Source organism: Verrucomicrobiia bacterium, assembly GCA_036268055.1.
Lineage (GTDB): Bacteria > Verrucomicrobiota > Verrucomicrobiia > Limisphaerales > Pedosphaeraceae > DATAUW01.
The window spans coordinates 291,446-316,773 of sequence record DATAUW010000041.1; the positions used below are offsets into that span (position 1 = coordinate 291,446).

16 protein-coding genes are annotated in these 25,328 nt (G+C 52.4%); 8 read left to right on the forward strand and 8 right to left on the reverse strand.

The window, feature by feature from the left end:
- Nucleotides 1-36: 36 nt before the first annotated feature.
- Both VH413_21000 and VH413_21005 read right to left on the reverse strand, forming a co-directional pair.
- A complete protein-coding gene (locus VH413_21000) occupies nucleotides 37-738 on the reverse strand; it encodes a choice-of-anchor R domain-containing protein (protein HEX3801183.1) in 702 nt (233 codons plus the stop codon).
- Nucleotides 739-771: 33 nt separating this feature from the next.
- Entirely contained in the window at nucleotides 772-2,790 is a 2,019-nt protein-coding gene (locus VH413_21005; GenBank protein ID HEX3801184.1) for an IgGFc-binding protein, read from the reverse strand.
- A gap of 135 nt (nucleotides 2,791-2,925) precedes the next feature.
- Here VH413_21005 and VH413_21010 point away from each other — a divergent pair, with 135 nt between their 5' ends.
- Complete coding sequence (locus VH413_21010; protein ID HEX3801185.1) at nucleotides 2,926-3,147, forward strand: helix-turn-helix transcriptional regulator; 222 nt, start codon at nucleotides 2,926-2,928, stop codon at nucleotides 3,145-3,147.
- A gap of 108 nt (nucleotides 3,148-3,255) precedes the next feature.
- Here VH413_21010 and VH413_21015 read toward each other — a convergent pair whose 3' ends face one another.
- Nucleotides 3,256-3,792, reverse strand: a complete 537-nt coding sequence (locus tag VH413_21015) for an FUSC family protein (protein HEX3801186.1) — start codon at nucleotides 3,790-3,792, stop codon at nucleotides 3,256-3,258.
- 1,040 nt (nucleotides 3,793-4,832) lie between these two features.
- On the opposite strand from VH413_21015, the gene purM reads away from it, so the two are divergent.
- Together purM and VH413_21025 are read left to right on the forward strand one after the other, a co-directional pair.
- Nucleotides 4,833-5,897 (forward strand): phosphoribosylformylglycinamidine cyclo-ligase, encoded by a 1,065-nt coding sequence (gene purM, locus VH413_21020; GenBank protein ID HEX3801187.1) that lies wholly within the window; start codon nucleotides 4,833-4,835, stop codon nucleotides 5,895-5,897.
- 97 nt (nucleotides 5,898-5,994) lie between these two features.
- The gene (locus VH413_21025) at nucleotides 5,995-6,822 is read left to right on the forward strand and encodes a prepilin-type N-terminal cleavage/methylation domain-containing protein (protein ID HEX3801188.1); all 828 of its coding nucleotides are present in this window, start codon (nucleotides 5,995-5,997) and stop codon (nucleotides 6,820-6,822) included.
- Nucleotides 6,823-6,893: 71 nt separating this feature from the next.
- Here VH413_21025 and VH413_21030 read toward each other — a convergent pair whose 3' ends face one another.
- Together VH413_21030 and VH413_21035 are read right to left on the reverse strand one after the other, a co-directional pair.
- Nucleotides 6,894-8,381, reverse strand: a complete 1,488-nt coding sequence (locus tag VH413_21030) for an ATP-binding protein (protein HEX3801189.1) — start codon at nucleotides 8,379-8,381, stop codon at nucleotides 6,894-6,896.
- A gap of 423 nt (nucleotides 8,382-8,804) precedes the next feature.
- Nucleotides 8,805-9,194 (reverse strand): response regulator, encoded by a 390-nt coding sequence (locus VH413_21035; GenBank protein HEX3801190.1) that lies wholly within the window; start codon nucleotides 9,192-9,194, stop codon nucleotides 8,805-8,807.
- Between the two features lie 272 nt (nucleotides 9,195-9,466).
- On the opposite strand from VH413_21035, the gene VH413_21040 reads away from it, so the two are divergent.
- A complete protein-coding gene (locus tag VH413_21040; protein ID HEX3801191.1) occupies nucleotides 9,467-11,218 on the forward strand; it encodes a spherulation-specific family 4 protein in 1,752 nt (583 codons plus the stop codon).
- A gap of 297 nt (nucleotides 11,219-11,515) precedes the next feature.
- A complete protein-coding gene (locus VH413_21045) occupies nucleotides 11,516-13,810 on the forward strand; it encodes a hypothetical protein (protein HEX3801192.1) in 2,295 nt (764 codons plus the stop codon).
- Between the two features lie 27 nt (nucleotides 13,811-13,837).
- Here VH413_21045 and VH413_21050 read toward each other — a convergent pair whose 3' ends face one another.
- The gene (locus tag VH413_21050) at nucleotides 13,838-14,704 is read right to left on the reverse strand and encodes a hypothetical protein (protein HEX3801193.1); all 867 of its coding nucleotides are present in this window, start codon (nucleotides 14,702-14,704) and stop codon (nucleotides 13,838-13,840) included.
- A 108-nt stretch (nucleotides 14,705-14,812) separates the two neighbouring features.
- Nucleotides 14,813-16,372, reverse strand: a complete 1,560-nt coding sequence (locus VH413_21055) for an RICIN domain-containing protein (GenBank protein HEX3801194.1) — start codon at nucleotides 16,370-16,372, stop codon at nucleotides 14,813-14,815.
- Nucleotides 16,373-16,772: 400 nt separating this feature from the next.
- On the opposite strand from VH413_21055, the gene VH413_21060 reads away from it, so the two are divergent.
- The 3 genes from VH413_21060 to VH413_21070 all read left to right on the forward strand — a co-directional run bounded on the left by VH413_21060 (nucleotide 16,773) and on the right by VH413_21070 (nucleotide 20,735).
- Entirely contained in the window at nucleotides 16,773-18,152 is a 1,380-nt protein-coding gene (locus VH413_21060; protein HEX3801195.1) for an HTTM domain-containing protein, read from the forward strand.
- Nucleotides 18,153-18,238: 86 nt separating this feature from the next.
- Nucleotides 18,239-20,056, forward strand: coding sequence for a sensor histidine kinase (locus VH413_21065; protein ID HEX3801196.1), 1,818 nt, complete (start codon nucleotides 18,239-18,241; stop codon nucleotides 20,054-20,056).
- A 58-nt stretch (nucleotides 20,057-20,114) separates the two neighbouring features.
- Entirely contained in the window at nucleotides 20,115-20,735 is a 621-nt protein-coding gene (locus tag VH413_21070) for a response regulator transcription factor (protein ID HEX3801197.1), read from the forward strand.
- A gap of 121 nt (nucleotides 20,736-20,856) precedes the next feature.
- On the opposite strand, the gene VH413_21075 is transcribed toward VH413_21070, so the two are convergent.
- A complete protein-coding gene (locus VH413_21075; protein HEX3801198.1) occupies nucleotides 20,857-24,753 on the reverse strand; it encodes an immunoglobulin domain-containing protein in 3,897 nt (1,298 codons plus the stop codon).
- Between the last annotated feature and the right edge of the window lie 575 nt (nucleotides 24,754-25,328).

Below are 25,328 nucleotides of genomic sequence, written 5' to 3' on the forward strand. Positions count from 1 at the left end.
TGGGGGAGGCGCGGAATGTGCCAAAATTGCAGCGCGTCAGAGGTTGATTTCGTCGCGCGCTTTTTCCTTTTTGACTGTGAACCTTTTACTTCCACACCATAACAAACAAATCAAACTCAATCCCAATAACATGTTTGTGCTAGGTTCAGGGGCGATGGTACCGTTGATGGCGAACTGAGGGTAATCGGTAAAGTTAAAATTCCACGTCGAACCGTCGGACGAACTCTCATAACCGGTATTGCCTGTGTTATCTCCTATGTTCCAGTGGTCACTTTGAATGGAATTGCCGCCTCCAAGATTCCACTCATAAGCCCCGTTCGCAACAGTTGTTCCCGAAGTAAGGACAAGAAAATAAGCTGTATTTGGCGATAATACCAAATTTGAATCAGGCGTATAGGCATAGAGGCCACCATTCGCTGGATTAGAAGTGCCACTGAGGCTTTCAAGGCTGCTGCCCGGCACACCAAATCCACGCACGACCACCGAATAAAGGCCGACCGTAAATCCACTTGGATTGCCTGATGCATTAGCCATGCTCAGTTGCACAGAATTCAAAAGATACCCATTGGGATCATTTCCTGTGAAAAAAATTTCGGCCGCCCATGAATCACTTCCGATTGAAACATTCCCCGTTGTCATTGCGTTCAAATCTGAAAGGTAAGTGGTGCCTTGCGTATAGGCAGTCTGCGATGCCAGCGTTGCAAGCGCAAAAATATAGGCGAGGGTGTTTGTCTTCATATCCATTCTTTTATTATTATATCACATGTATTGTCATTTGGTAATTCCTCCGAAGTAGCTGTAGGAATCGCTATAAGAAAAAGGGTATTCGGTATCGCCGAAACCATACAATTCAACGCCTACTGGTTGCGAACTTGTTACGGTATGTATTCCGTTTGTCACTGCCAGACGTGCCCCAAAGAAACCGTTGGTTCCGATCTCCATGAAATTACTAGAGGCTACGTTTAGGCCATCCACCAGTGTGTCAGCAATGGCTGATTGCGGTACAATAATGTTCAAAAAATTGGTTGCAAAGGGATGTTTCGGACTTGAGACGATATTCGTTGTCAAATAGTGACCTGTTGGCGGCAACAGTATCTCGCACGGGTCGCCATAAATGGCCTTGTCGTATGCCTGTCCGGTGGCGAACTGCGCAACTTGAATAGGCTTGCTACTGCGAAATTCTGTAGGCCCATCTACAATAATATCGTAAAATTGCCCCGCTTGATTTGTCGCTGTGACAACCTCATTGCTGGTTGTAACGACAACTGGAGAAACATTATTGCTTATCACCGTGACAATCATACCCTTAATGGTAAAGACAGTATTGCTATATGCTGCCAACACGCGATAAGCATCTCCATTGGTTCTTTCCAAGAAAGATAACGCCAGCGCCTGCGTGCCCCAATCGTTAATTGGGATTTGTTCCTGAACAAGAGGATTTCCATACGGTTCGCCTGCGGGCACAAAAGCGCCACTTGCCCCGGCAAATACGGCGATAGGTTTGTCTGATGTAATCCAAGTTCCTGTAACGTCATTTGTAGCGTAGCCACCTTCCATTTGATAGCTGTCTCCTTGCATTAAATTGGAAATTGTGTAAGGGTCTGAGCCATTAATAGCGGCATTAGTTGATGGAGTAATTGTGATTGTGGTATTATCTTCGGTTGCGACAATAGAAAATTCAGATGCACTGGAAAATTGTGCGAGCGCAGTCGCCGAGGGGAATGCCATGACGCAATAATTTGTACCCAAGAAAGCTGTTGGAAAGATATTAAAAGTTGTGCTCACTGCGCTTTCATAGTTAACAGCATATGCTGAAACCGGATGATCGGCCGTAACATGAATTCCATAACTTTCAACCGGGCCATAATCGAACATCATGACGTCCAGCGGAATGCTTATATTCGTCACAGAGCCTGCGGTATTTGTAAAATAATTGGTAATACCAAAGCCGGATATAATCACGGATCCACAAGTTGTAACGGAACTGGAAATGTAAACTGATAGGTCATTATCACCATAAGTCGCCATTTCATAAAACATAAACCAGAAGTCGGTTCCAAGAGAATCTTGCGCTGTAACATCATTGGGCGAACCCAATCCGTAAAAGCCCTGCGCATCCGTCGCGTTGCTAACCGTCAAATTGGTCTGCCCGGGATCAGTGCGCCGTAGCCACTGCCACGCGACCGGTGGAACAAGGTTCGTGCAGTACAATAAATCATACACAAAATTAGTCTCGTTCCAAGGCGTGTGGATCGTCAGCGACGCTGTTGGATTCGTCACACCGGTAATTTGTAGCCACAATTCATTTGTGGTGAAGACTGGCGGCACGTAAAGGGGCCCGCCTCCATCAACCCCATAGCCTCCGCCTCCCCCGCCGGGAGGGCTTGGCAGCGTCACCATTGTCTGCATTCTCGCGCGCCCCTGCCCTGCTGCAAGCGAACTAGAATTGCCATTCAAGTCATTCATCAAATAAGAACCACCACCCAAGCTCCATATTGAGTAGCCCTGCGCGTTAAAGGGCATAGGTGGCCACGCTGGGTTTTGAAGGGAATAAAAAGTTCCAGTGGTCACTGAATCGGGTGAAAGCGTTGGAATCGCATTCAATTCATTGATCAGCACAGCCAACTGGCCGTCCGATAATAACGGCAATGACGCTACGTCGGCGGCAGTCACCAAATTTGTTCCCGCTTGAGCGGAGGTCGAAGCATCTTGAGCGCGTAGCAGCGTCGCAAAAATGCTCGAGGCCAAAAGGAGAAACCCTAACACCCGTACGCCTCGTGAAATTTTCATCTTTGGATAGCAGTCAGATTTAAGTTATGAACCACCTTACGCCTCGGATTTTCCCAAGATCAGAAAAGCGAGTCAAGCGTAAAACACAGTATGCTGTGTGGATGCGGAACGCGCTTCGTGTTTTGGTGGAGGGCGATGCCGTCAAAGCCTCATCATCGCCGCCTCGTTGGCGACCGCATTCGCGCCTGCCGCGCTCAAGCTGGCCTTACTCAGGAGAGATTGGCAGAGAAGGCCGATTTGCATCACAATTTTATCGGTGAGGTCGAACGGGGCAACATGGAAATATCCCTTACCTCACTTCTGAAAATTGCCCGGGCATTAAAGATGAAAGTTCGCGATCTTATCGGAGATATTTAACTGTTAATTGGGCGGCTTGGCGCCTCGTTTTCAAAACAATCCATCCCGACCGTCGAATCTAATTCAACTCGTCCATCGTCACTACATTGTAAATCGTAAATTCTTTTTTCACTTTTCACCATGCGGTTTTAATTTCCTTGCCACGTTCTTTAGCGCAAAAACACGGCTCACCAAATCAAATGCCAAACCCACCAGCAAGGCGGCTACGCAGCCGAGGGTTACGGCGAGGACGCGGTCCATTGAGCCGGACCATACGTGGGGTTCGCTGCTGAGGGTGACAATGACGACGGCGGCGTAGGCGGGGCGGATGGCGTCGTGGAGTTTTGCGGCGTAACAGATCATGCCGGTGGCGATGACGCCGATGGCCATGGCGGCGATGTTGTGCGCGGTGAAGGCGATCATGAGGGCGCCGACGAAGGCGCCGATGAGGTTGGCCACGACGCGGGTGAGGGATAACCCTAGCGAGGGATGCAGTTTCGGCTGGGTGACGATGACGGCGGAGACGGGCGCCCAGAGTCCGCCGGGAAGGTGAAAGAGGTCGAACGCGGCGACGGCGACGAGGGCGGATACGGCGGCTTTGCTGGCGAAGATGAAGCCTTCGAGGGCGGTGATTTTTTCGGTTTTTGGGGTGGCGGGCGGTTTCATGGGTCGGGTCGTGGGACCGAAGAAGGTATCGCATAAATAGCGTGGGGGTGCAAAGGTCCTTGCGGACGGCCACCGGGGGAAAGAACTGGAAAAACCACCTTTCCCCGGCCCTCTCCCCCGCGGGCGGCGGCGGAGAGGGGGTCGGAGTGCGATGGGTTGGTTGGTGTGGAGGGACGAAGGATGGTGTCGGTCAGGGTCGGATGGTTCTTTCGTCCCTGAAGGGACTTGGGGTTGATGGGGTGAAAACCCAGCAATAAATTGCTGGGCTAATATCTGTCGTCCCTGCGGGACTGCGGACGGCGGAGCGGCAACGCCCTGCCATTTTGGCCTACGGGAGTTTGTTGGTTTGGATGGACGAAGGATGGCGTTTGCCGGGTTGGATGGTTCTTTCGTCCCTGTAGGGACTTGGATTGATGGGGTGAAAACCCAGCAATGAATTGCTGGGCTAATATCTGTCGTCCCTGCGGGACTACGGGCGGCTGCGCGGCGACGCCCTGCCATTTTGGCCTGCGGGAGTTTGTTGGTTTGGATGGACGAAGGATGGCGTTCGCCGGGTTGGATGGTTCTTTCGTCCCTGAAGGGACTTGGGTTGATGGGATGAAAACCCAGCAATAAATTGCTGGGCAAATTTCTGTCGTCCCTGCGGGACTGCGGGCGGCGGCGCGGCAACGCCCTGCCATTTTGGTCTGCGGCAGTTTGTTGGTTTGGATGGAGGAAGGATGGCGTTGGTCGGGGTCGGATGGTTCTTTCGTCCCTGTAGGGACTTGGGTTGAAGGGATGAAAACCCAGCAATGAATTGCTGGGCAAATTTCTGTCGTCCCTGCGGGACTTTGGACGGGGGCGCGGCAACGCAGCCTTACCATTTTGGCCTGTGGCAGGTGGATGGCGGGTCGTGGAAACCATTTTGCCGTGGCAATGAAAGCGGGGATTGATTTGGGCTCGCGGGACGCTCGCCCTCCCGTTGAGGAGTGTTCAATGGGTTTTTGTGTGAGAATAGTGTTGACCGCGCGGCGGCGAAACCATTTGGTATGGGCGCTTAAATGAAACAAAAAGCTTATGCTCGCGCTGGTGTGGATATTGATCTGGGTAATCGGGTGAAGGCCACGTTGCCGCAACTGCTGGCGTCCACGCATCGGCCCGGGGTGCTGGGCAAGGTGGGCGGATTCGGCGGGCTTTTCCAACTGGATACGCGGAAGTATCGGGAGCCGGTGCTGGTCTCGAGCGCGGATGGGGTGGGGACGAAGTTGAAGCTGGCTTTCGCAATGAATCGGCATGACACGATCGGCGAGGATCTGGTGAATCATTGTGTAGATGATATCGCGGTGCTGGGGGCGGAGCCGCTGTTTTTTTTGGATTATATCGGGACGGGGAAGTTGAAGCCGGAGGTGTTCACGGAGTTGATTTCAGGGTTTGCGCGGGGTTGCGCGGCGAATGGTTGCGCGCTGATCGGCGGGGAGACGGCGCAGATGCCGGGGTTTTATCAGCCGGGTGAGTATGATGTGAGCGGGACGATCGTGGGGGTGGTGGAGAAGTCGGAGATGCTGGATGGCCGGGGCATTCGCCCGGGGGATGTGGTGCTGGGGCTGGCATCAAGCGGGTTGCACACGAATGGTTATTCGCTGGCGCGGAAGATTTTTTTCGAGGAGCTGGGGCTGACGCCGAAGAGCCGGGTGGCGGAGTTGAATAATACGATCGGGGCGGAGTTGTTGAGGGTGCATGTGAGTTATGGGCCGCTGGTGCAGAAGCTGATCAAGCGTTTTAATGGGACGGGGAAGGCGAAGCGTAAGGCGCGGGTGATCAAGGGGTTGGCGCATATCACGGGCGGGGGTTTCGTGGATAATATTCCGCGGGTGTTGCCGGTGCGTTGCGATGTGGTGGTTTACGCGGGATCGTGGGAGATGTTGCCGATTTTCAAGATGATCCGGGAGCGGGGCGGCGTGCCGGAGGGGGAATTGTATCAGGTGTTCAACATGGGGATCGGCATGACGATCATTGTTCCAAGGGAGAGCGCGGATGGGGTGTTGAAATTTATCCGCGCGCAGAAACAAATGGCGTGGCAAATCGGTGAGGTCGTTAAGGGGACGGGCCGCGCAAGGGTGGTTTGAAATTTAGCGCGCGAAGCTACTGAGGTTGTCCTACAAAGTCCGGTAACATTTGCCGACAAGCCAGCACGGGTGTGATTGGTATTCTGTCCGGCGATTGATAAAACGCCGAGCGTCATCCGGTTTCACCCTGATCGAACTTCTGGTTGTCATTGCCATCGTCGCGATTCTAGCGGGACTGTTGCTGCCCGCGCTTTCTCGTGCCAAGGAAAAAGCTTTCCGCGCAAATTGCACCAGCAATCTTAAGCAATGGAGTCTCGCGCAGAACATGTACGTGGACGACAACGACCAGTTTTTGCCGATGACTAAAATTCCCAACGGCACGCTGCCGATTGGCGATTATTCGGAAGACAATCCACGTTGGAGTGATCTGCTCGCCTTCAACCAGGCCAACGCAGGCAACAACGCGTGGTTCAATGCGCTGCCGCAATATGTCGCCAGCCGTCCTTTGTGGACCTGGGCGGATGGCAACGGTCCCATGCAATTTCAGTCGGGCCGCTCGATATATATTTGTCCCACATCTGCCAACCAGGCGGTTGATCCCAACACCGATCCAATGTCGCGGCCGATTTTTAATCTGGCGATGAACTCGAAGGGCACCGATGGTCTCGTGCTCGCCAGCAACCAGACGCTTTCAGTAAAACTTGTTACCCAGCCGTCAGCGTTCGTGATGTTCTCCGATGTTCGCACGCACACTTCCGAAACTCCCTATTACGGCGCCAGCACCACGGCCACTGACTTGGCTAGTCCCCAGTGTTATACCACGCGCCTTTCGTCGCGCCATACCGCGGGTGCAGATATCGCCTTCGCCGATGGCCATGTCCATTACTATAAGTACGCTTACGCCTGCATCAATCAGAATGGCAAAGCCCACGATTCCGGCGTGCCCGACATCAATTGGACTTACGACGGGCATATCGTTCCATAAATAAAGGGAACATTATGAGCAGATGGACGGGCAGAGAAAAATCGGCGCCTTAATTTTCCCATCCCATCAATCTAAGCCGTAGGCGGAGATGCCGGAAGAAAAACGCGGAATAGGGTTCCCTGCCCGACCTCGCTGGTTACTTCAACAAACCCGCCGTGCGTTTTAACAATTCCCACCACCGTGGAAAGTCCCAATCCTGTTCCCTTGCCAATCTCCTTAGTGGTAAAAAACGGCTCAAAAATCTTCGCCAACACATCGGCAGGAATTCCGTGTCCGGTATCGCTTACGGTCAGGAGCACATACTTGCCCGGGGCGTGGGGACGCGACCGCATATTCATTTCATCCAGCGTGATCGGACTCGCCTCGATGTGCAGACGTCCGCCATTCGGCATGGCGTCGCGGGCGTTGATGCACAGGTTCAATAGCACTTGATGAAGCTGGGTTGAATTTCCGTTGACCGGCGAAAGGTCAGGAGAAATTTTATTCTGGATTTCTATCGCTTTCGGAAAAGTATCTCGCGCAAGTTTAACAATCTCCGCGATGAGTGTTTCAAGGTTCACCCGCGTTTGCTCCCCGCCGACGCCGCGAGAAAAAGAAAGAATCTGTTTGACCATGTTGACGCCGTGGCGGGCGCTGGCCTGCGCAATTTCCAAAAGTTTCTTGGTATCTTCAGTCGCTTCCTGGTGAGCCATGCTCAGCGCCATAATCACCGGCGTGAATGAATTATTGAGGTCGTGCGCGATGCCGCCGGCGAGCGCTCCAATCGTTTCCATGCGCTGAGTGCGGAGAAACTGCGCCTCGATTTGTTTCTTCTCGGTGACATCCGTATTGATGATGAGAATCGCCTTGGGATCACCGTTTTGATCTCGCGTCAAAGTCCAGCGGCTTTCCACGATGAGTTTTGCGTGGTTTTTCGTTACCTGATGCAACTCGCCTTTCCATTCGCCTTGGCGGATCAAATTTTTTAAAGCAGCCAGCGGAGCGGTCAAGTCTCCCTGAAACAGCAGTTCATTCGCATTACGGCCCAAGGCTTCTTTGGCGGTCCATCCATAAAGTCGTTCGGCGCTTTTGTTCCAATACAAGATGGACTGATCCAGATCGTTCAGGCAAATGGCGTCCTGCGCCTGATCGAGCAAAGCGGCCTGGTTACGAAGTCGCTCCTCATCCGCGTGCCGGCGCCGTTTCGCATCTCTTTCCTCCATCGCCCGGCCAATGGCAGCGGGCAACCGGGCCATGCGATCCTTCAAGACATAATCGGTGGCGCCATTGCGCAAGGCTTCAATGGCCAGTTCTTCGCCGATGGTGCCCGACACAAAAATAAATGGAACATCGGGCCGTTGTTTCCGGGTAATTTTGAGAGCGGCCAGGCCACTGAACCCAGGCATGGAAAAGTCCGACAAAATTAAACTAACCGCGCTTTCTTTCAAGGCGGATTCAAATTCAAGCGAACTGCTTACAACCCGGATCGTGCATGCCACATTTTCCGTCCGGAGCAGATGTTTCACAAGGGCAGCATCGTCCGAGTTGTCTTCGACGTGAAGTATGTGAAGCGGTTCCATTAGATAAAAATCGCCTCCCGAGAAATTACCAATACCCGGCTTTCAGATAACAACGTCATACGTCCTATATCGGTTTCTGAAAAAAAAGCTTAAATCGAAACTCAATTTATAAACCTCATTCTAGTAGTCGCACTAAAATCGTCAACGAATATGCCGCTAAATCAATCAAATGACCCTTAAAGTAGAAACTCTCAGTGGCAAATTGCGAATACTTCCACTAACCGCCAGTTTCCGTGGGAAAAACCCGGATTCACTTTTGAAATAAATATGCTCTGTAGAAAACCTGGAATTCTCAATTTGTCCGAGCGTGAAACTGGAGTGGGTTTGGGGGAATGCACGCGTCCCGCGTGCAGTGTTTGGCGGGACGCCAAACACATTTCTCGTCTTTATTTCTAATGATGATTTCTACAGAGCAAAATGAATTCAGGAAGAATGAAATATGTGAGCGACGGCTTCGAGTAATTCTTCCACCGAGAATGGCTTGCCCATAAGCCGATTGATGTTCACGAGCCGCTCTTTCCTCGACGACAGCAATTCGGCATACGCCGAGATCATAATGATGGGCTGAACCGGGCATTGCTCTTTTATGGCGCGGCTCAGGTCGAGTCCAGTCATCGTACCCAAAGCGTAATCGGTGATCACCAAATCATATTTGCCCGCCGCAAATATTTCCAGGGCCAGTGACGCGCTTTCAACCGTCTCCACCACGTAGCCTTTCATCGTGAGCAGCATTTTCAACGATTTCGCGATCGGCGGTTCGTCATCCACTACCAGGATCCGTTTGGCCGCGATTTGTTTGGTGGTGTCGGTCATAACACAATTTATCCAGCACATTCTTTTGACATGCCTCTCTGATTATGCAACTCCAGAAATGCATGGCTCCCAATACGAATATTTGTGGTTGTATATTAGCTGGTGATAAATAGGGGTTTTTATTGACATTGTCCCTGCCTCAGTTAATCTTCCCCTCTTGAATGAACGGCGCAAGAGTGTCTGCTTTACGGGCGGATGCCAGGCCGATAGTACCCGTCCGGTTCGTATTGCCCGAATGGGTGCGTGGAAAAATATTTGGAAGACGTTGTTTTATGAAAGGAATGCTGTTGAGTGCGCTGTTGTCAGCCGCGATGTGGTTCACGCCGGGCGCGCATTCGGAATCGCTGGGCATCATGGTGCCAGCTTATTTTTCCCCTTCGTCCGGTTATTGGAGTTCGATGAACTACGCGGCGTCGCGCGTCCCATTGATCGCCATCATGAATCCGGACAACGGCCCCGGAACTTCGCCCAGCAGCAGTTACGTAAATGTGCTGGCGCAGTTGCATTCCTCTGGCGGCAAGATCACCGGCTACATCTACACCTCCTACGGCGCGCGCGCGCTGGCGGACGTCGAAGCGGATATTGATCGCTACCTGGCCTGGTACGCCGTGGATGGTTTTTTCGTTGACGAAATGACCAGCGACGCCGGGAGCACGGACGTTAATTACTACGCGACGCTCTATCAGTATATAAAAGCGAAGGGCACGAATTACAGCGTCACCGCCAATCCCGGCGTCAACGCTCCTGAAAGCTACATCACCACCCCAGTCGCTGACACTTTGATGATTTTTGAGAACGACGGTTCCAAGTATCCCGCGTTCGCCCCGTCGAGTTGGGTCGCCAAATATTCACCCGACCATTTTGTTCATCTTCCCTACAACGCAACCAACACCGCCACGCTCTCAAATTTTGTGGCTCTGGCTGTGAATCGAAATGCCGGCTGGATTTACATCAGCGATCTTTCTGTCTATAGCAAGTTGCCGACGTATTGGACGAATGAAGTGCTCATGGCGCAGGCTTTCAACCAGGAAAAGCTCTCGCCTTTTATACTCACTTCCGGCCAGCCAGCCAGCCAGGTTGCCGGCACGGGCGACTCCGCGACGTTTACCGTTGCTGCTTTTGGCTCGCCCCTGCCCGCTTATCAATGGTTTTATGGGACCAACGCCATCACCACGGCGACCAACGCCTCATACACCATTGCCTCCGTTCAAGCCGCCAATGCCGGTTATTACGATGTCCAAATTGAAAATTCCAACGGCTTCGCCATCAGCCGCGAGGCTTCACTCATAGTCAGCAATGGTCCCAGCTCCTATCGAAAAATCATCCTTGACGGCTCTTTTAATGATTGGACCGGTCTGGCTCCGGTTTATACCGCCGCCATCGGGCCAGCCACGACAATCCAATATGAGAACATCTACCTCGCCAATGACGAAAGCAATTTGTACATCCGCGTAACCCTCTATTCGCCGCGGACCAATGCGTTTGCCAATTCGTATGATAACATTTTCATTGATGCCGACGATGATGCTTCGACGGGCTATCAAGTCGAGGGCATCGGTTCATCCCTGCTGATACAATCGGGAAACGGTTATCAGGAAAAAAACGGAGGCTTCAACGAAGGCACTGTCAATAACCTGGGTTGGACCATTGCCCGATCCGCCGATGAGACGGATTGCGAATTGGCCGTTTCCCGCAACGCCGCTTACGCCGCCGATGGCAGCAGCATTTTTTCCGGCAACAAAATAGCGCTCTTGTTTCAGGGAGATGACGCCAGCCACGACAATGTTGAAGACGCGCCTCCATCCGGCGGCATCGCTTATTCCTTTGCCACATCGCCAACGGTGCTGCCACCGCTTTCCATCAGTTGCGCGGCAGGAATCATGACCATAACCTGGTCTGGTTTGGGCACGCTGCAAACCTGCAATTCGATCACCGGTAACAGTGTCTGGACCAATATCACCGGCGCGGCCAGTCCTTACGTTGCGCCCATCGCCGGCTCACAATTTTTCCGGCTCGTTCAATGAACGACTTACGATAGAACCGCCTGCCATACGAGTGATATTCTCCCTCAGTCGAAACCACCCACCTTTATATTGTTTCTACGGCTAGCAATGCCGCTTGGTCGCCTTCGGTTTGCAAGCGCATTTCCTGAATCTGCGCCAAACTAAGACAAGCACGCTTCAGAATAAAAAGACATCGTCACGACACCACGGTTCCGTCTAACCGCTTTGGGGGATATTCAAGCGGGCTCTAAGCGGTTACATTCTTCGACGCTACCAGTCATTAAAAAAAGAAAGAGCCAATTTTGGGATATTACGTTTATGGAGATTTTGCACATTCGTCCTGCCCGCAAGTCCGGCCAAAATTTTCACCTGTCAATTTTTCTCGGCTTCCTGAGTTTCATCATGATCTGTTGTTCCGCTCGTGGCCAGACGCAGCCAGCCAACAGCCTTTCGATTTCTACCTATGGTGCAACGACGGCATCTGCCGATAATACTACGGCAATTCAAAATTGCTTTAATGCTGCACAATCCCAAGGCAAAAGCGCGTGGATTCCGGCGGGGACATTTCAAATCAAAGGTTCATTGAACGCCACCGGCATAACTATCGCCGGCGCTGGAATGACTTCCAGCATCATCTACCGCAATCAGAATTCCTCGGACATTACCGCCACTCAATTATCACTGCTAAGTTGCACCGTCAAAAATCTGGGAATTGACGGCAACGGAACTTCCCGCGGCGTCAACGCTTCGTACGGAATTAATATAAAAGGCGTGGGCTGGCTTATCGAGAATGTCCAGATCCACCACGCCGACGCCGGGGTATGGGCGTCGGGAAGCAGCGGCACGGTCGAGAATTGCATTTTGACCAACACCTTTGCCGACGGCGTTAATATCAACAATGCCGGAACCAGCCCAAACACAGTTGGTGCCAACCTTACCATACAAAACTGCATTCAAACGGGAGCCGGCGATGACGGCTTTGCCATTAACGCGCAGGGGGAAGATTCGGGCTGGCAAAACATGGTAAATCCTAAAGTCCTGAACTGCACTTCGCTTAATGACGATGGCGCCAATGGCATCCGCATCGCAGGCGGCTCCAATGCGCTGGTGTCCGGCTGTCTGGTTTCTAACACTGTTTTGGAATGTGGCATTGTGGCCAGCTCCTACGGCACTGGCGGCTTTGGCATCACCAACGGACTGATCACGGGCAACACCGTTTACGGATGCGGAACGGTTGACGCAGCCGCCTGTATCGGAACCGGCGATGCCCGCACGGTCGCGACCTTTACCAGCAATATTCTCTACAATTCATCCGGTGCTGGTTTTCAAGTCGGCACTCCGACTTATCCTAATGCGGGGAAAATCGTCTTTGGCCCGGGCAATATCATAAGCAATGCAGCCGGAGCGGGAATCGCCATTCAATCAGGCGTTGTCGGCTCGGGACTCATCATCACCAATACGGTCCTGGGCCTCCATCATGGCCAGAAATACTTTGTCAATAATTCCAGCACCTTTACGGCGATCGTCATGGGAAATAATTGGCAAGGCAACGTGATTCCGTCTCCGCCGTCTGGACTAACCGCCAGCGTGGCAAACAAACAGGCGGGATTAAGCTGGGTATCCTACAGCGGAGACATTTCCTCCGCACCAGTTAGTTACAATATCAAGCGATCCTTGACCAACGGCGGTCCTTATTCGACCGTAGCCACAAATATAGCCAGCACGAGCTATAATGATTCCGGTTTGAACAATGGCACGACTTATTACTATGTGGTGTCAGGAGTCAATGAAGCCGGAGAAGGCGCCGATTCAGCGCAAGTAAGCGCCACGCCACAGTTGGTAGTCGGAAGCGTCAGCTTCAAAAACGGAACCTTTACTGGAACGTCGGTCTTAAGTTTAGCGGGAACTCCCGCACAGGAAGTCTATGGAGTCAGTCTGGGAGATAATACCCCGCGAACCACCGCCAACGGCTATTCTTTCGATAGTTATCCCAGTGTCAACGCCAGCTATGGCGGATCAAGCGCCTATGGGTTCAACGGTTTTTTAGGTGGCGGCGGAACAAGTGGCGATAGCGGTTTCGATGGGGTATTGAACAACGGAGAATTGGGCATCAATGGCGGGACATTGACGTTAAGCAACCTCAGTGTCGGCACCATTTATAATGTGCTGTTCCTCGAAGCAGACACGCGCAATGTCGGCACCCGCACGTTCACCATCACTTCCGGCAGCACGTCGAGCGCGGCTCAATCTTATGCTTTCGCCGCAGGCAGTCCAAGTTTGGGCGGATACATTCTGTGTACGTTCACAGCCACAAACTCCACACCCACATTCACGTATCCGCAGGCGACTTACGGATATCAACTGAATGCCATTCTGGTGACAACTACGACGGCAACGACGTCGCCGTCGTTAAGCTATAGTCTCACCAATGGCGTGATGCAATTTACCTGGCCATCTGATCATGTTGGCTGGCAGCTTGAAGAACAAACTAACGCGCCGGGCGGCGGCATCGGCCCGAATTGGTTCATCGTTCCTGCTTCAAACACAACCAATCAAATACGGTTGCCGGCATCCACGAACGGGAACATATATTTCCGATTGGTTCGCCCGTAAAGAAAGCGTATTGGAAGTCTAGCCCGCCTAGTTGGGTTGGTAGGCTCCAGCTAAACTTCCATTCAAGATTCGCGCCGCTCTTTCCTGAAGATTACTGGGGAATCCACTGGCCCATTGAGCGGCCCCATCCATATCTTGCCGCGCCCACAGGCGCAAAATATATAAAGCCGCATCTTCCTGGGCTGGGCCGGGAGACATTTTTGCGGCCACCATTTGCGCTGCTTGAGCCGGATCGTTTTCAGCCTGGGCAAATGCCACCCGTTGATACCAGTTATCCTTCTGCGCGCTCGCGGGCTGGGTATCAATCCAGCTATAAAGCGGGTTCAAATCCTGCGACGCCCATTGAACGGCAAGGTTCTGGACGATAATTGTTCGCCGGTCGTCATTAAGGCCGTTGTCGTTCAGCACTTGCGCCGAGCGCGCTGGATCCAGGTTCGCTTCTTCAAAAGCCACGTAGCCGAGCACCATGGAGCGCTCGGTGGGATTGGCCAGTTGCGACGCCCAAGCTTCGCTGGCATTCACATCCATATCAGTCCAAGTCTGCGCCACCACTACCATCAGTGAATCATGCCACTTGGCAGCCTCCGGTGATTGGGCAAATTCCGCCGCCGCGCGCGGATCGCGCCGCACCCAATCCGGCAATAATTCCTTGTAGGCTTTCCCCTGCTCTGCCGGGTCATTGGAAGCCAGCAATCTCAAGATTTGATCGGAAATTGATTCTTGCTTCGGCTCCGTCTTCACGATCTTAAGCGTTCCCTGCATCGAGTTCTTCGGTGCCGCAGGCGAAACGTCGGTCAACGTGGAAATCGCCGCCTGTTTATTTTGAATTTTGTTTAAAAAAAGCAATAAGCCGATTGTCACACTAACAGCGATCAATAAAATCGTTTTCTTCATACCCGTTTTCAATTTTTTTATCAGTCAAAACGCCTGCCGCCTCGAGTCGGCGGCAGGCTCCAATAACAATCTTGCAATTACTTATCTCAATATAATTTATTTAGTGAGTTAAGGCGATTGAAAAGACCACTGCTGGTTGGCGCCGCCATTACTGCTGTAGATATCCACCAATGCTCCCGGACTCTTGGATGCACCGGCTACTTCCATGAGTTTCGCACTCTGAACTCCCTGGATAGTTCCGGCGGTCGCCGAAATCACCCATTTCTGGTTACTGCCGCCGTTGCTGTCATATAATTGCACGGCGGTCCCGTTCGCCGTCCCCTGCCCTTTGACATCCAGGACGCGCCCACTTTGCACGCCGGTGATCGTGTATTGCCCGCTTCCCAGGCTGGTCAGATTCCAGAGTTGGTTCGCACCCGCGTTATAAGTCCATTGCTCCAAAGGCGTGCCGTTGGTGGTGGCTTGACCGGTGGCGTCCAGGGCCAGTCCGCTATTCAGGTTGACGATGCGATAGGGTCCGCTGCCCAAACCTTGCCACGTGTTACCGGTAAGTGTAGTGCTGAATGAACTCGAGGCATCGGTAAATTGCGTCTGGCCACTGGCCAAGTTCAACACCGTGTTCGTATAAAATTTGCCCGAACCCGAAACTCCGGAGACTATATAGATACCCGTTTTAGCCGGATGATTGATGACATTGTTCGGCCCGAACACAATAGTTCCGCCGTTGGGATAAGTGGGAGTTCCAACCTGGAAACCATTTCCCGCTGAGTTGTTCAGGATATTGCCAGTAAAGGTCGCCGTGGTACGGGCATCACCGGTTCCGATACAGGACGCCTCATCCACCGTGCCGCAACCATAGACCACATTGTTCTTGATCATGCCGTTCACCAGCGGATCTCCCGTGGAGCCAAAAGTGCTGGCTTCGATGCCGCATTCCAAAACCGTGTTGGAAACCAGGCATCCCGAGACGACCGAATTGGAACCGCCCGCGATGCGAATGCCATTAGCGCCATCGTCGTTAAGCGACGTACAATTCAGGATTTGCGGATGGACCATGTTACCTGATCCCTGCGCGTTGATGGCAAAACCATCGTCATTTGCGCCGGTTTGCGTGCAGTTTTGGATCGTCAGGTTTGCCCCGGCGGTATTTGGATCAGTGCCGGCGTTATTGATATTAGCACCATCCGCAAAGGTATTGGTCAACAGGCAACTCTGGATCGTGCCGCTCGTCCCCGACGCCCAAATCCCGGCGTCGGAATGATGGATCGTGACATTTTCAATCAACCAACCGACCCCTTTGATATTGATTCCATAAGAAGCATTGACACCGCGAGAGGTGCCGTTGCCATCAATCATCAGGTTCTCAACCGTGCAACTCAACAAGGATAATTGAGTAGCCGTAATGTCGGAGGAGTTCTGATTACGATAGATCACACTGGATGCGCCCGCTCCGCCAATAGTGATGCCGGTGGCGTTCAATGAACCTTTAACCTGAAATGTTCCGGCGGGAACCCAAACGCTCTTACCCTGCGTCTGCGCGGCATTAATGCAGTTTTGAATATCAGTAGTATTGTCAGCGGAACCTGTGCTGGCGCCGTAGGTGGTTATCGAAAGGCTGTTGGGAGGCTGCGTCTGCCCACGAACATCATGAACCATCGCGGCGCACACGAGAGTCAACAGACCTAATTTATAAAGAACACTGAACTTTCGTCTGGATGAATCAAACCCACGTGCAGTTACAACATAAGACTGTGCTGTCTTCTGATCTGATGTATTTATCATAACTAATAATGTTAGTGCTGGTGTTAATGGTGATTCGCCGCTGGTGATAGGGCACGAAGCCGAGAGAGTCCACCTGAGCGGTGAGTGGTTTATTGGATTACGTTGCCATCTTAACGTGGTTTTGGGGAGTGTCTAATTTTTAATCCGCTGCAACGCTTTAGCTAGCCCGAAAACGGGGTGACCTAAAACGTACATCAGTGCGTTAATAATAGAATCAACTATGAGGTTGATTTTTTCGTTCTCTTGCGGATAATCGAGGTTAATCACCGGCATAACTAATCCGTTTATGTTTCGTTATCAAGTGCCTTATAGGTATTACACCATAGCCAAATTTGGCTTTGGAGCCGCCTATTTGTGGTACGTTTTCGACCTGTTTAGGATTCACTCGGCAATTTGGCATAACGCAGCTTTTCCAATTTCTGCGCCGGACAATTTAATCTTTTCCGGCAACGTATTTCTCGATGCTTATTTACGCCCGGCGGCTGTTGCGTTGAGCGGGCAAACCGCGGTATGGATATTGTTTATTATGTCCCCATTCGTCGTGGGATTGTATCTATGGGGGCGACATAGACTGCTTCAAATGGCAATAGGAGGCTGGATTAGTCTAAGCATGATCCTATTGAATTCTCTCGTCGGTGTTTTTAACTCGACCGCTGATATTTGGGTGAATCTGGTTTTTTTGGCCTACGGTCTCTCAGCCATGGTGCAGGCCAACGGGGGATGGAAGACGTGTGAATCGGGCTTCAGCCTGGCGCAGTGGCGGGCCAATCCGGTTCTATCCAGCACGTTTGCGTGGCTGGTAGTTCTGATTCAATTTTGCGTCTATTTTTTCGCTGGAATAAACAAACTGGTCTATGGATGGACTCCGTGGATACACGGCCTCGCGCTTCAGAATCTGGCATACGATAGCTCCATGCGGGCATTCGTGCGGGACATTTCTGTGCCGCCATTGTTGGCTTTCCTTCTCGGTTATCTCACGCTTTTTCAGAGATTGATTGTTCCATTCGGTTTTTTTCTCCGGCGCTATAGAATTTGGACTGTGATAATCCTCGGCTCCATGCACATCGGCTATGCGATCTTGATGTATGTGAATTTGTTTCCGGTGATCGGCCTGTCTTGTCTGGCGATGGTGATGCCACCGGTCTTTTCAAATGTGAGCCACAAAAAAATCCATGGGCGCAAAAAATCGCAGGATGCCGTCTCTTATCGCATGCAACCTGCGGGACGAATTTCCCGAGGCGTTCTGGTCATTTTTTCGGCCTGGATGCTACTGGAGCCGTTGCGTTTGATAAAATTCCCGGCGACCCCTTGGGAAAACAAACTCATGATTGTGCCTGCGTGGCGGATGTTCGCTGATGGCGGGGCGACTGCCGGTGAGGAGTGGCGGCTGATTTTGGACACGCCGCAAGGACCGATTGACGGAACCAAAATCGCCCTTGGATTACTGCCACAAGTGTGGCGCGACCGATTTTATATTGACGACATCCTTCATGAAATATTGATCGGCAATACGGGACCGGGAACCCTTCCCGAAAAACTCGCCGCAGCTACCGAGCATGCCTACGCAAGCTCGCAATCATTGTCTAATAACGCGCCGACGGTCCTCGGTTCCAGTTTTAATATTTACCGAAGAAAACCAGTCTTTGAAGCCGGGAAAAGTCTTTGATTGCGACGCTCGCCTTGCCCCCGAAATCGGGGGGTGGTCAACTGAACGGCCAAATGCCATAATGGCGGGAAGCAAGCCCGAAAACATTGGAACTTTTCTGCCGTGGTGTCGTCACCTCGGCCAATGGTTACGGCGACGGAAAACCGGCGATGGATGCACGTTTAACATTTAGGTACTTTCGTGGCTCTCGAAGCAAAAGGCTGGACTTACTAAGCACTGTCCTCATCACATTGTTAATGTTGGCCGCTCCGCTATTAGAAGCGCGAGCAAGTCGTTCGACACCGACGGCCACCAATCTGGTGGAAATTCAATCCGTAACGGTTAAGGACACACCCGTATCTATAACCGCAGCGAAACAAAAGCCCGTGCGCTTGCCGCCTTTCGCGGAAGATGTGACGTTTAATTTCGGATTCATCACCAGCGCCAGCCGCCCGCCGACACGGCTTTCGTGCAAATTGGAAGGATTCGACAATAATTGGGATCTGGGCGGAGGAGAAATGTACGTGGTTATCCGGTTTTATAATAAGACCGGCGACATGGTGGCGGCCACGCAGTTTCAATCTCGCCGGGACAGTGCCGGGTGGCATAACAATTTTGATACTTCAACCCTTACCCATCGCCGGGAGACAGTGGTCGTGCCGCCGGACGCATCGCGATTGCTATTTGTCGTTACCTCGGCCGGGCCTCAATCAACCGAAGGAGTATATGTATTGACTGATCTGAATATCTCCGAGGCTTCTTTAGACGGCTCATCCAAAGTGTTACTTCAATTTCCTAATGACAAGCTGCGCTATGGAGGGATGTCAAACTCCCCTGATGCCGGGTGGATTCGTGACGGCACCACTCCACGAATGGCCAAGATCGTTGAATTCGGCCAGAGCCCGACGACCAAAGCTCTTGCCCTGATGGATGACGATCCCCGCGGCCACGCGGAATGGCACAATAATTTGGAACAGGCTCCCACAGTGACCCCCGGCGACCGCATTTTGATGGAATGGAATGAGATGTTCAGCATCGGAGAAAGCGGCATGCACATAGCGAATTACCCTCAGCTTCCACCGGGAAACTATTTGTTCCGCGTCAGGGAAGTAAATCTAATGGAACTGCCGACCGGCGTGGAAACCTCCTTGGCCATCATCGTGCCAGTTCCCTATTGGAAGACGACGTGGTTTTGGATTATCGCCTTTCTCGCAATCATAACTCTGATCATGGGAGCCTGGCGCTACTTCATTCTGATCGGAACGCAACGCGATATGCTGCGTCTCGAAAAGCAGCGTTTGCTCGAGCATGAACGTGTAAGAATAGCTCGCGATATTCATGATGACCTCGGCGCTCGTGTCACAAAGATATCGCTGGTGAGCGCATTGGCGCGCGATAATTCGGACGACGCCAAACGAGTGCGGGGTGACCTGGAGCAGATCACTCAGATGTCGCGTGACTTAATTACCGCGCTCTACGAAACGGTGTGGGCGGTGGATCCCGATAATGATAACCTGAAGGAATTAGGAAATTATATTTTCCAAATGGTGAACGATATGTGCGAGGGCGCGGAATTCTGCTGCCGTTTTCACATCGGAGATTTGTCTCGGGAAATCGGCGTTTCAAGCCAGGTGCGTCATAACCTCTGCATGGCTGTCAAGGAAGCAGTGAATAATGTGATCAAGCATGCGCAGGCGACGGAAGTCACGGTCCGCATTTCCTACAAGGACACAAGATTGACGGTTTCGGTTCAAGATAACGGGCGGGGTTTTGATGTTGCCAGCACAGTCTCGGGTCACGGCTTGCAAAATATCAAAGGCCGGCTGGGTGAAATCACCGGGGACTCGCGGATTGAAAGCCAGCCCGGTCAAGGCACGACGATCTGGATATATGTCGAAGTCGCACAATGCCAATGGTCGTCATGATAGACAGTTTTATGCGATTATAATTCAAAGTGACCATCAACCATTTATTATTACGGCAATGAAAAAACAAATCGCCGTCGTTGAAGACGACTGGGGGCTGAGAGACCAGCTCGTAAAAATCATCGAAAGCGCGCCGGACATGGAGTGCAGCGGCGCCTTTGGCTCCGCGGAAGAGGCCATCCCTCATTTCGGAAAGCATTCTCCCGATGTGATCCTCATGGACATCAAACTGCCACAAATGTCCGGCATTGAATGTCTGATCATGGTGAAAAAATTCACTCCTTCGGTACAGGTGATCATGGTTACCGTCTATAAAGACAGCGAACGGATTTTTCAGGCGTTAAAGGCTGGCGCCAACGGTTACCTGATCAAGTCCGCCCCGCCCGAACAGATGATCGCTGCCATTCGTGATGTCTCCACTGGAAGCGCCCCCTTGTCCGGTCCGATTGCGCTCAGGGTCGTGGAACATTTTCACAAAATGGGACCCGCTCCAAAGGAAGCGGATAATTTATCGAATCGCGAGCGCCAAGTGCTTGATTTGCTGGCGATGGGTTTCACCTATAAAGAAATCGGCGCCAAGCTGAACATCGAAGCCGAAACCGTGCGTGGTTACGTGAAACGAATCTGCCAGAAATTGCATGTGCGAAGCCGCCTCGAAGCGGTGGCCAAACATTGCTGAGAAAAATCGCCTGCCCGAAACTGCGGGTGATCCAAATTATAGTCTTTCTTAAAGAGCTACTATTTCCTCAAAAAAAGCGGGCGGGAGTTCGTGAAAACTCCCGCCCGTTGTTCTATCTATTTTATTGAACCTTTACTTTGAAATACATCTGCGGCCCATTGGTGGTATTAACCATAAAGGGTGATGAAGCTAAGGAATTAGTGGTCCACGGCCCGAGAACATTGGTGGACTCAAGCAGGATTCCTTGCGGCCAGGTGATGGTCAGGTTGTTCCCGCCCGTGAGGGTGGCGCTTACAGTGACCGACGGTGCAGCGGCATCGCGCATGACCAAGGCATTGATATTCCCGTTGCCGGTGGTTAGATTTTCGATGATGGTTTTGGTAGTGTTAGTTGCGGTGAATGTTCCAATCACATAGACATCATCACCCATGGCGAACGTCGCTGACACCACGCTGGTGTTGTCCCCGTCTTCATAAGCGGCGGTTCTGGTGGAAGCACCACCGAGGCGATCATCCAGGCCGAAGAGTTGCACCGTGTAGGCCTGGCCGACGGTCAGGTTTTGTAAAACAATCATGTGCGGCCCGGCGTCAACTTCCGCTTGATCGAGGGCTGCATTGAAGTTTTTGTTTCCGGTATCGCCGCCAAAAAATGCGGGACCGGTCAATGAAACCGCGCCTGTGGTCGTCGCCACTGACCCGTCGGAGGTGAAGTTTATCATACTGCCGTTTCCTAATGTCACCGTCTCGGCCGTGCCACCGAAAACCGCCGCTCCGACTACCGTGCCTGGCAATTCAAGCGTGGCATCGGCCGTCGTCAAATGCACGGGTGCCGCCCAATTCAGCAGGCCCACCGGGCTCAACACCGTGAGGGTGGCGCTGACGCTGGTAGTCCCGACCGGGTTCTTGACCAATAACGTATAAGTGCCCGCATCATTGGAAGTCGGACTTGCGATCGTTATGCTGAGGTTGGTCGCGTTAGGAATGTTGTTGCTATTATGCTGCCATTGGAAGGTAAACGGAGAGGTACCGTCTATACCGCTGGCACTGAAGGTCACGGAATGTCCCGGCAAAACCTGCTGAGACTGCGGCGGCACAGTGATAGACGCCACCACTGGGCCTAGACCAGCGGCTTTGCTGAACAACGCCAGAATCTGGTCACCACTCATGGCGGTGTTATAGACTGCTACATCGTCAATATCTCCGCCGAATGTGCGATTGAATGCCACATCGAATGGATCGCCGCCGATTTCATTGGTTCCAAAGTAGAACGATTCAGAACTATTCGCTACCCCGTTTGAAGCCGAGAAGAGATCGGGCTGCAACGTGGTGGGATCAATATAATAGAGATATAATGTGGCGTTCGTAGGCTCGATAACCAGGGCTACAAAAGACCACTGATTTGGCAGCGGATACAGCCCTGAGTTGAAGTTGACTGTGGCTGCATTGTTGCTGTTCCAGGTATAGCCCAACGCTGCCATGCCGGAAGCGTTTTGAGCACCACCCAGGCTCAAACCGGCTGCATCTCTGCCGTCGGCGCTGCGATACATGAACAAGCCGGTATTGCGGGCTTCGTTGCCGTTCGGATTGATCCACATCGTGATCGTGGCCGTGTTCGTATTCAGATTAAGCGGTGGCACCGTCACTGTGGAGGTGGGCGTGCCGGCGCTCGTCATCAGCGCGCCATTTGTGGATTCAAATCCCGGAAAACCCGCCGTTGAGGTCGGCCCTGAAACGCCATTGAAAGCGTCTTGCGCGCTCGAACCATACACGCCGTCAAGGTTATGACCCGAAGCGTCAAACGCCGGCAGTATGCCACTAGAAGGATCGCCTGTTTCATTGAGCCGCCAAAAGGCCAGCGGATTTTGGCTCGTGACCAAGGCTCCATACGTTCCGGCGGTCGGAGCACTGGGCGCGGATAATACAATCAAGGTTGACGGCGTGCTTGTAGTAGAGCTAACCGAGTTATGCGCGATGACCGTATAGACTCCTGCATCGCTCGATTGCAGATTGCTCAATACGAGAGTGCTGGTTAGGGCGGTCGGGTTGCTGCTGCCGGAAATAGCCGTGGCTGCACCGCCTCCCTTGCTTACCATCCATTGATAGGTGATCGGTTGGGTTCCAGCGAACGAAGCCGAAAACGAAACCACTTGTCCAATGTAACCTTCGTTATTCGGATTGGGTGTCGTATCGGTTACAATGATCGGTGCGCTGGCCGCGGCGATGGTCAAGGACACCGGTGCGCTCGTGACCGATCCTGAGGTGTTACTGACAACCACCTCGTACTGATAGTTGTTAGCTTCGAGACCGGTTGTGTTCACCACCAGATTGCTTCCCGTGGCGTTGGCGACGGGCGTGAATGTGCCCGTGCCGTTATCAGAAAGCCATTGATAGGACAGCGTGCCCGCACCGATACCGGTTTCATTAAGTGTGACGGAGGTGCCGGCATAGATCGGATTGATATTTGGAGTGACAGTGGGCAGAAAAGCGCCGGGGAGTGTGGAAAGATTCAGGCCGATGTCGAAGGTCGCATCAAACCCGCCAGTCGGGCCGAAGACAATCGTCCCACCCTCTTCCGGAATGGTGCAGATTTGACCGCCCGAATAAGGATTGCCGGAAGTCGCCGCGATGTTTTCCCAACCTGCCGCCACATCACGTCCAAACGCGTATGCATAAGTGGTGTTGGGAGCGAGTTGAACATTTAATCCGTTGAATTGAAACCAATCGAACTCAAGCCCCGCGCCGCTTACCTGATAGCTTGTGATTAGAGTCGCGGTCGAACCTGAAACAGAATAAATGAATAAATCGTAAACGTGCGAGGTGCCGAAGTCGCCGCTGCCGTTGCCATCGCTTTTCCAGGCTAGGTACGACATCACATATCCCGCCGAATTATTTCCCGTGGTAAAGGTCTGGCCGCACCACGTGTCGTGGTTCGCCCCGTTATCCGTGAAGTAATTGAATCCATCCGGATTCACGAGGTTCTTGGTGCTTGCCAACTGGGCGATGTCAAGCGCTCCGGGAGTCGGCGCGGCCGCCCCAATGTCCTGCAAGGAAAGGCCTACGATCAGTATGGAAACCGTGGCGCTCGTGCTTACACCGATAGAGTTGCTCGCCACGAAATCGTAGACGTAAGTTCCCACAGCCAATCCACTGGTATTCACCACCAAATTGGTGCCGGTAGCTCCGTCAATATTTGCGAGCGCCCCGCCCGTCCCGCCATCCGTTTGCCATTGATAAGTGATCGGCTGCGACCCTGCCGCCGAGGCTGTCAACGTCACATTTTGCCCCGGGGTTACACCCTGGGAAGTTGCGTAAGATGGAGATACAAGCGGTGTAACAGCATTGGGCCCCGCAGGTAGAGCAAGACCGATGTCGAACGTCGCATCTATCTTATTGGGAGTGCTGGAATAGGTTACCAGGCCGCCCGCATCGGGAATGGAGCAAACTTGCCCACCTGTGTAAGGCAGGTTCGTAGCTGAACTCAATCGCTCCCAATCGTCTCCGTCACCGGGAACTGCTGCGATGCCAAACCCGTAAGCGTAGGTTGTATTCGGTTCCAGGGGAACGCCGATGTTCGTCCACAACAGCCAATCTCCTTCGGCATTCAACTCGCCGGTCGCCGTGTAACTCGCAACCAGCAAGGCGTTGGTTAGACCCGTGCCGGAGAGTTGGTAGATGGCCAGCTCGAAAGATTGGCTCTGCAAAGGTCCACTTCCGCCACCTGCGCCATCGGTTTTAATTGCCAGCGAAGTCAGAGTGTATCCCTGTGGATTTGCCAAGGTGGTGAAACTCTGGGCGGGAAATTGCGGGTTGGGTTGTTGCGGTGTGGCAACCCCGTTGTCCCAGTAAAAATTCAGTCCCGGAGTGGAGCCCGTTCCGGCGTTGCTGAGTTGCGAAATATCCAATGCCCCGGGCACTGGATTTGTTGCGCCGATATCGGTTAATGCAGCTTGTCCGTAGGCAAATGGCGACAACAGAAGCGAGGCTGTCGCTGCCAGCAGGACTTTTTGAAGGTTCATCATATAGTTTATTGTGCGGTTGATTTGTTGGCGGTTAGGAGGTCTGGTTAAACATTATCTTTCATCTATGCCGGACGAACTGCCCCTGCGCCGATCCGGGATTTCTGAGTATCCCGAAAATGGTTTTGCCGGCAGCGAGGATTGGCTTCTCTCTAAACGGCACGTCAAGACAGGCTTGAGGTTTCCGCTTTTTTGTCGGCTTTGATACATGGGCTTTAGGCTTTTATTTAACCGCAGTTAGCCAGGTATGAATACCCACTAAATAGTGCCCCTAAACCGGGGCAGGCATCGGATGAACAAATAAGAGCCAATGGCATGGCGATTGATCCATGTCTTACAGTGCCCACCGGGCAACCGCTCAAAACAAGTACCCCCGATTTAGTGGTATAGCGCGGATTCGGCGTCTATGATAGCGTTCAGCCAACAAGTCCACTCAGCCAAGTCGCGCGGCTAAATCACGGCGACGAATTAAGAGATGTGTACACGCATCGAGACAGTCACAAAGTATACGAGCCTTTGCGTTGTCCGAGTTGTAGCTGAGCTTGTGAGCCGATCAAATTGCAAAATATAGAAACCTT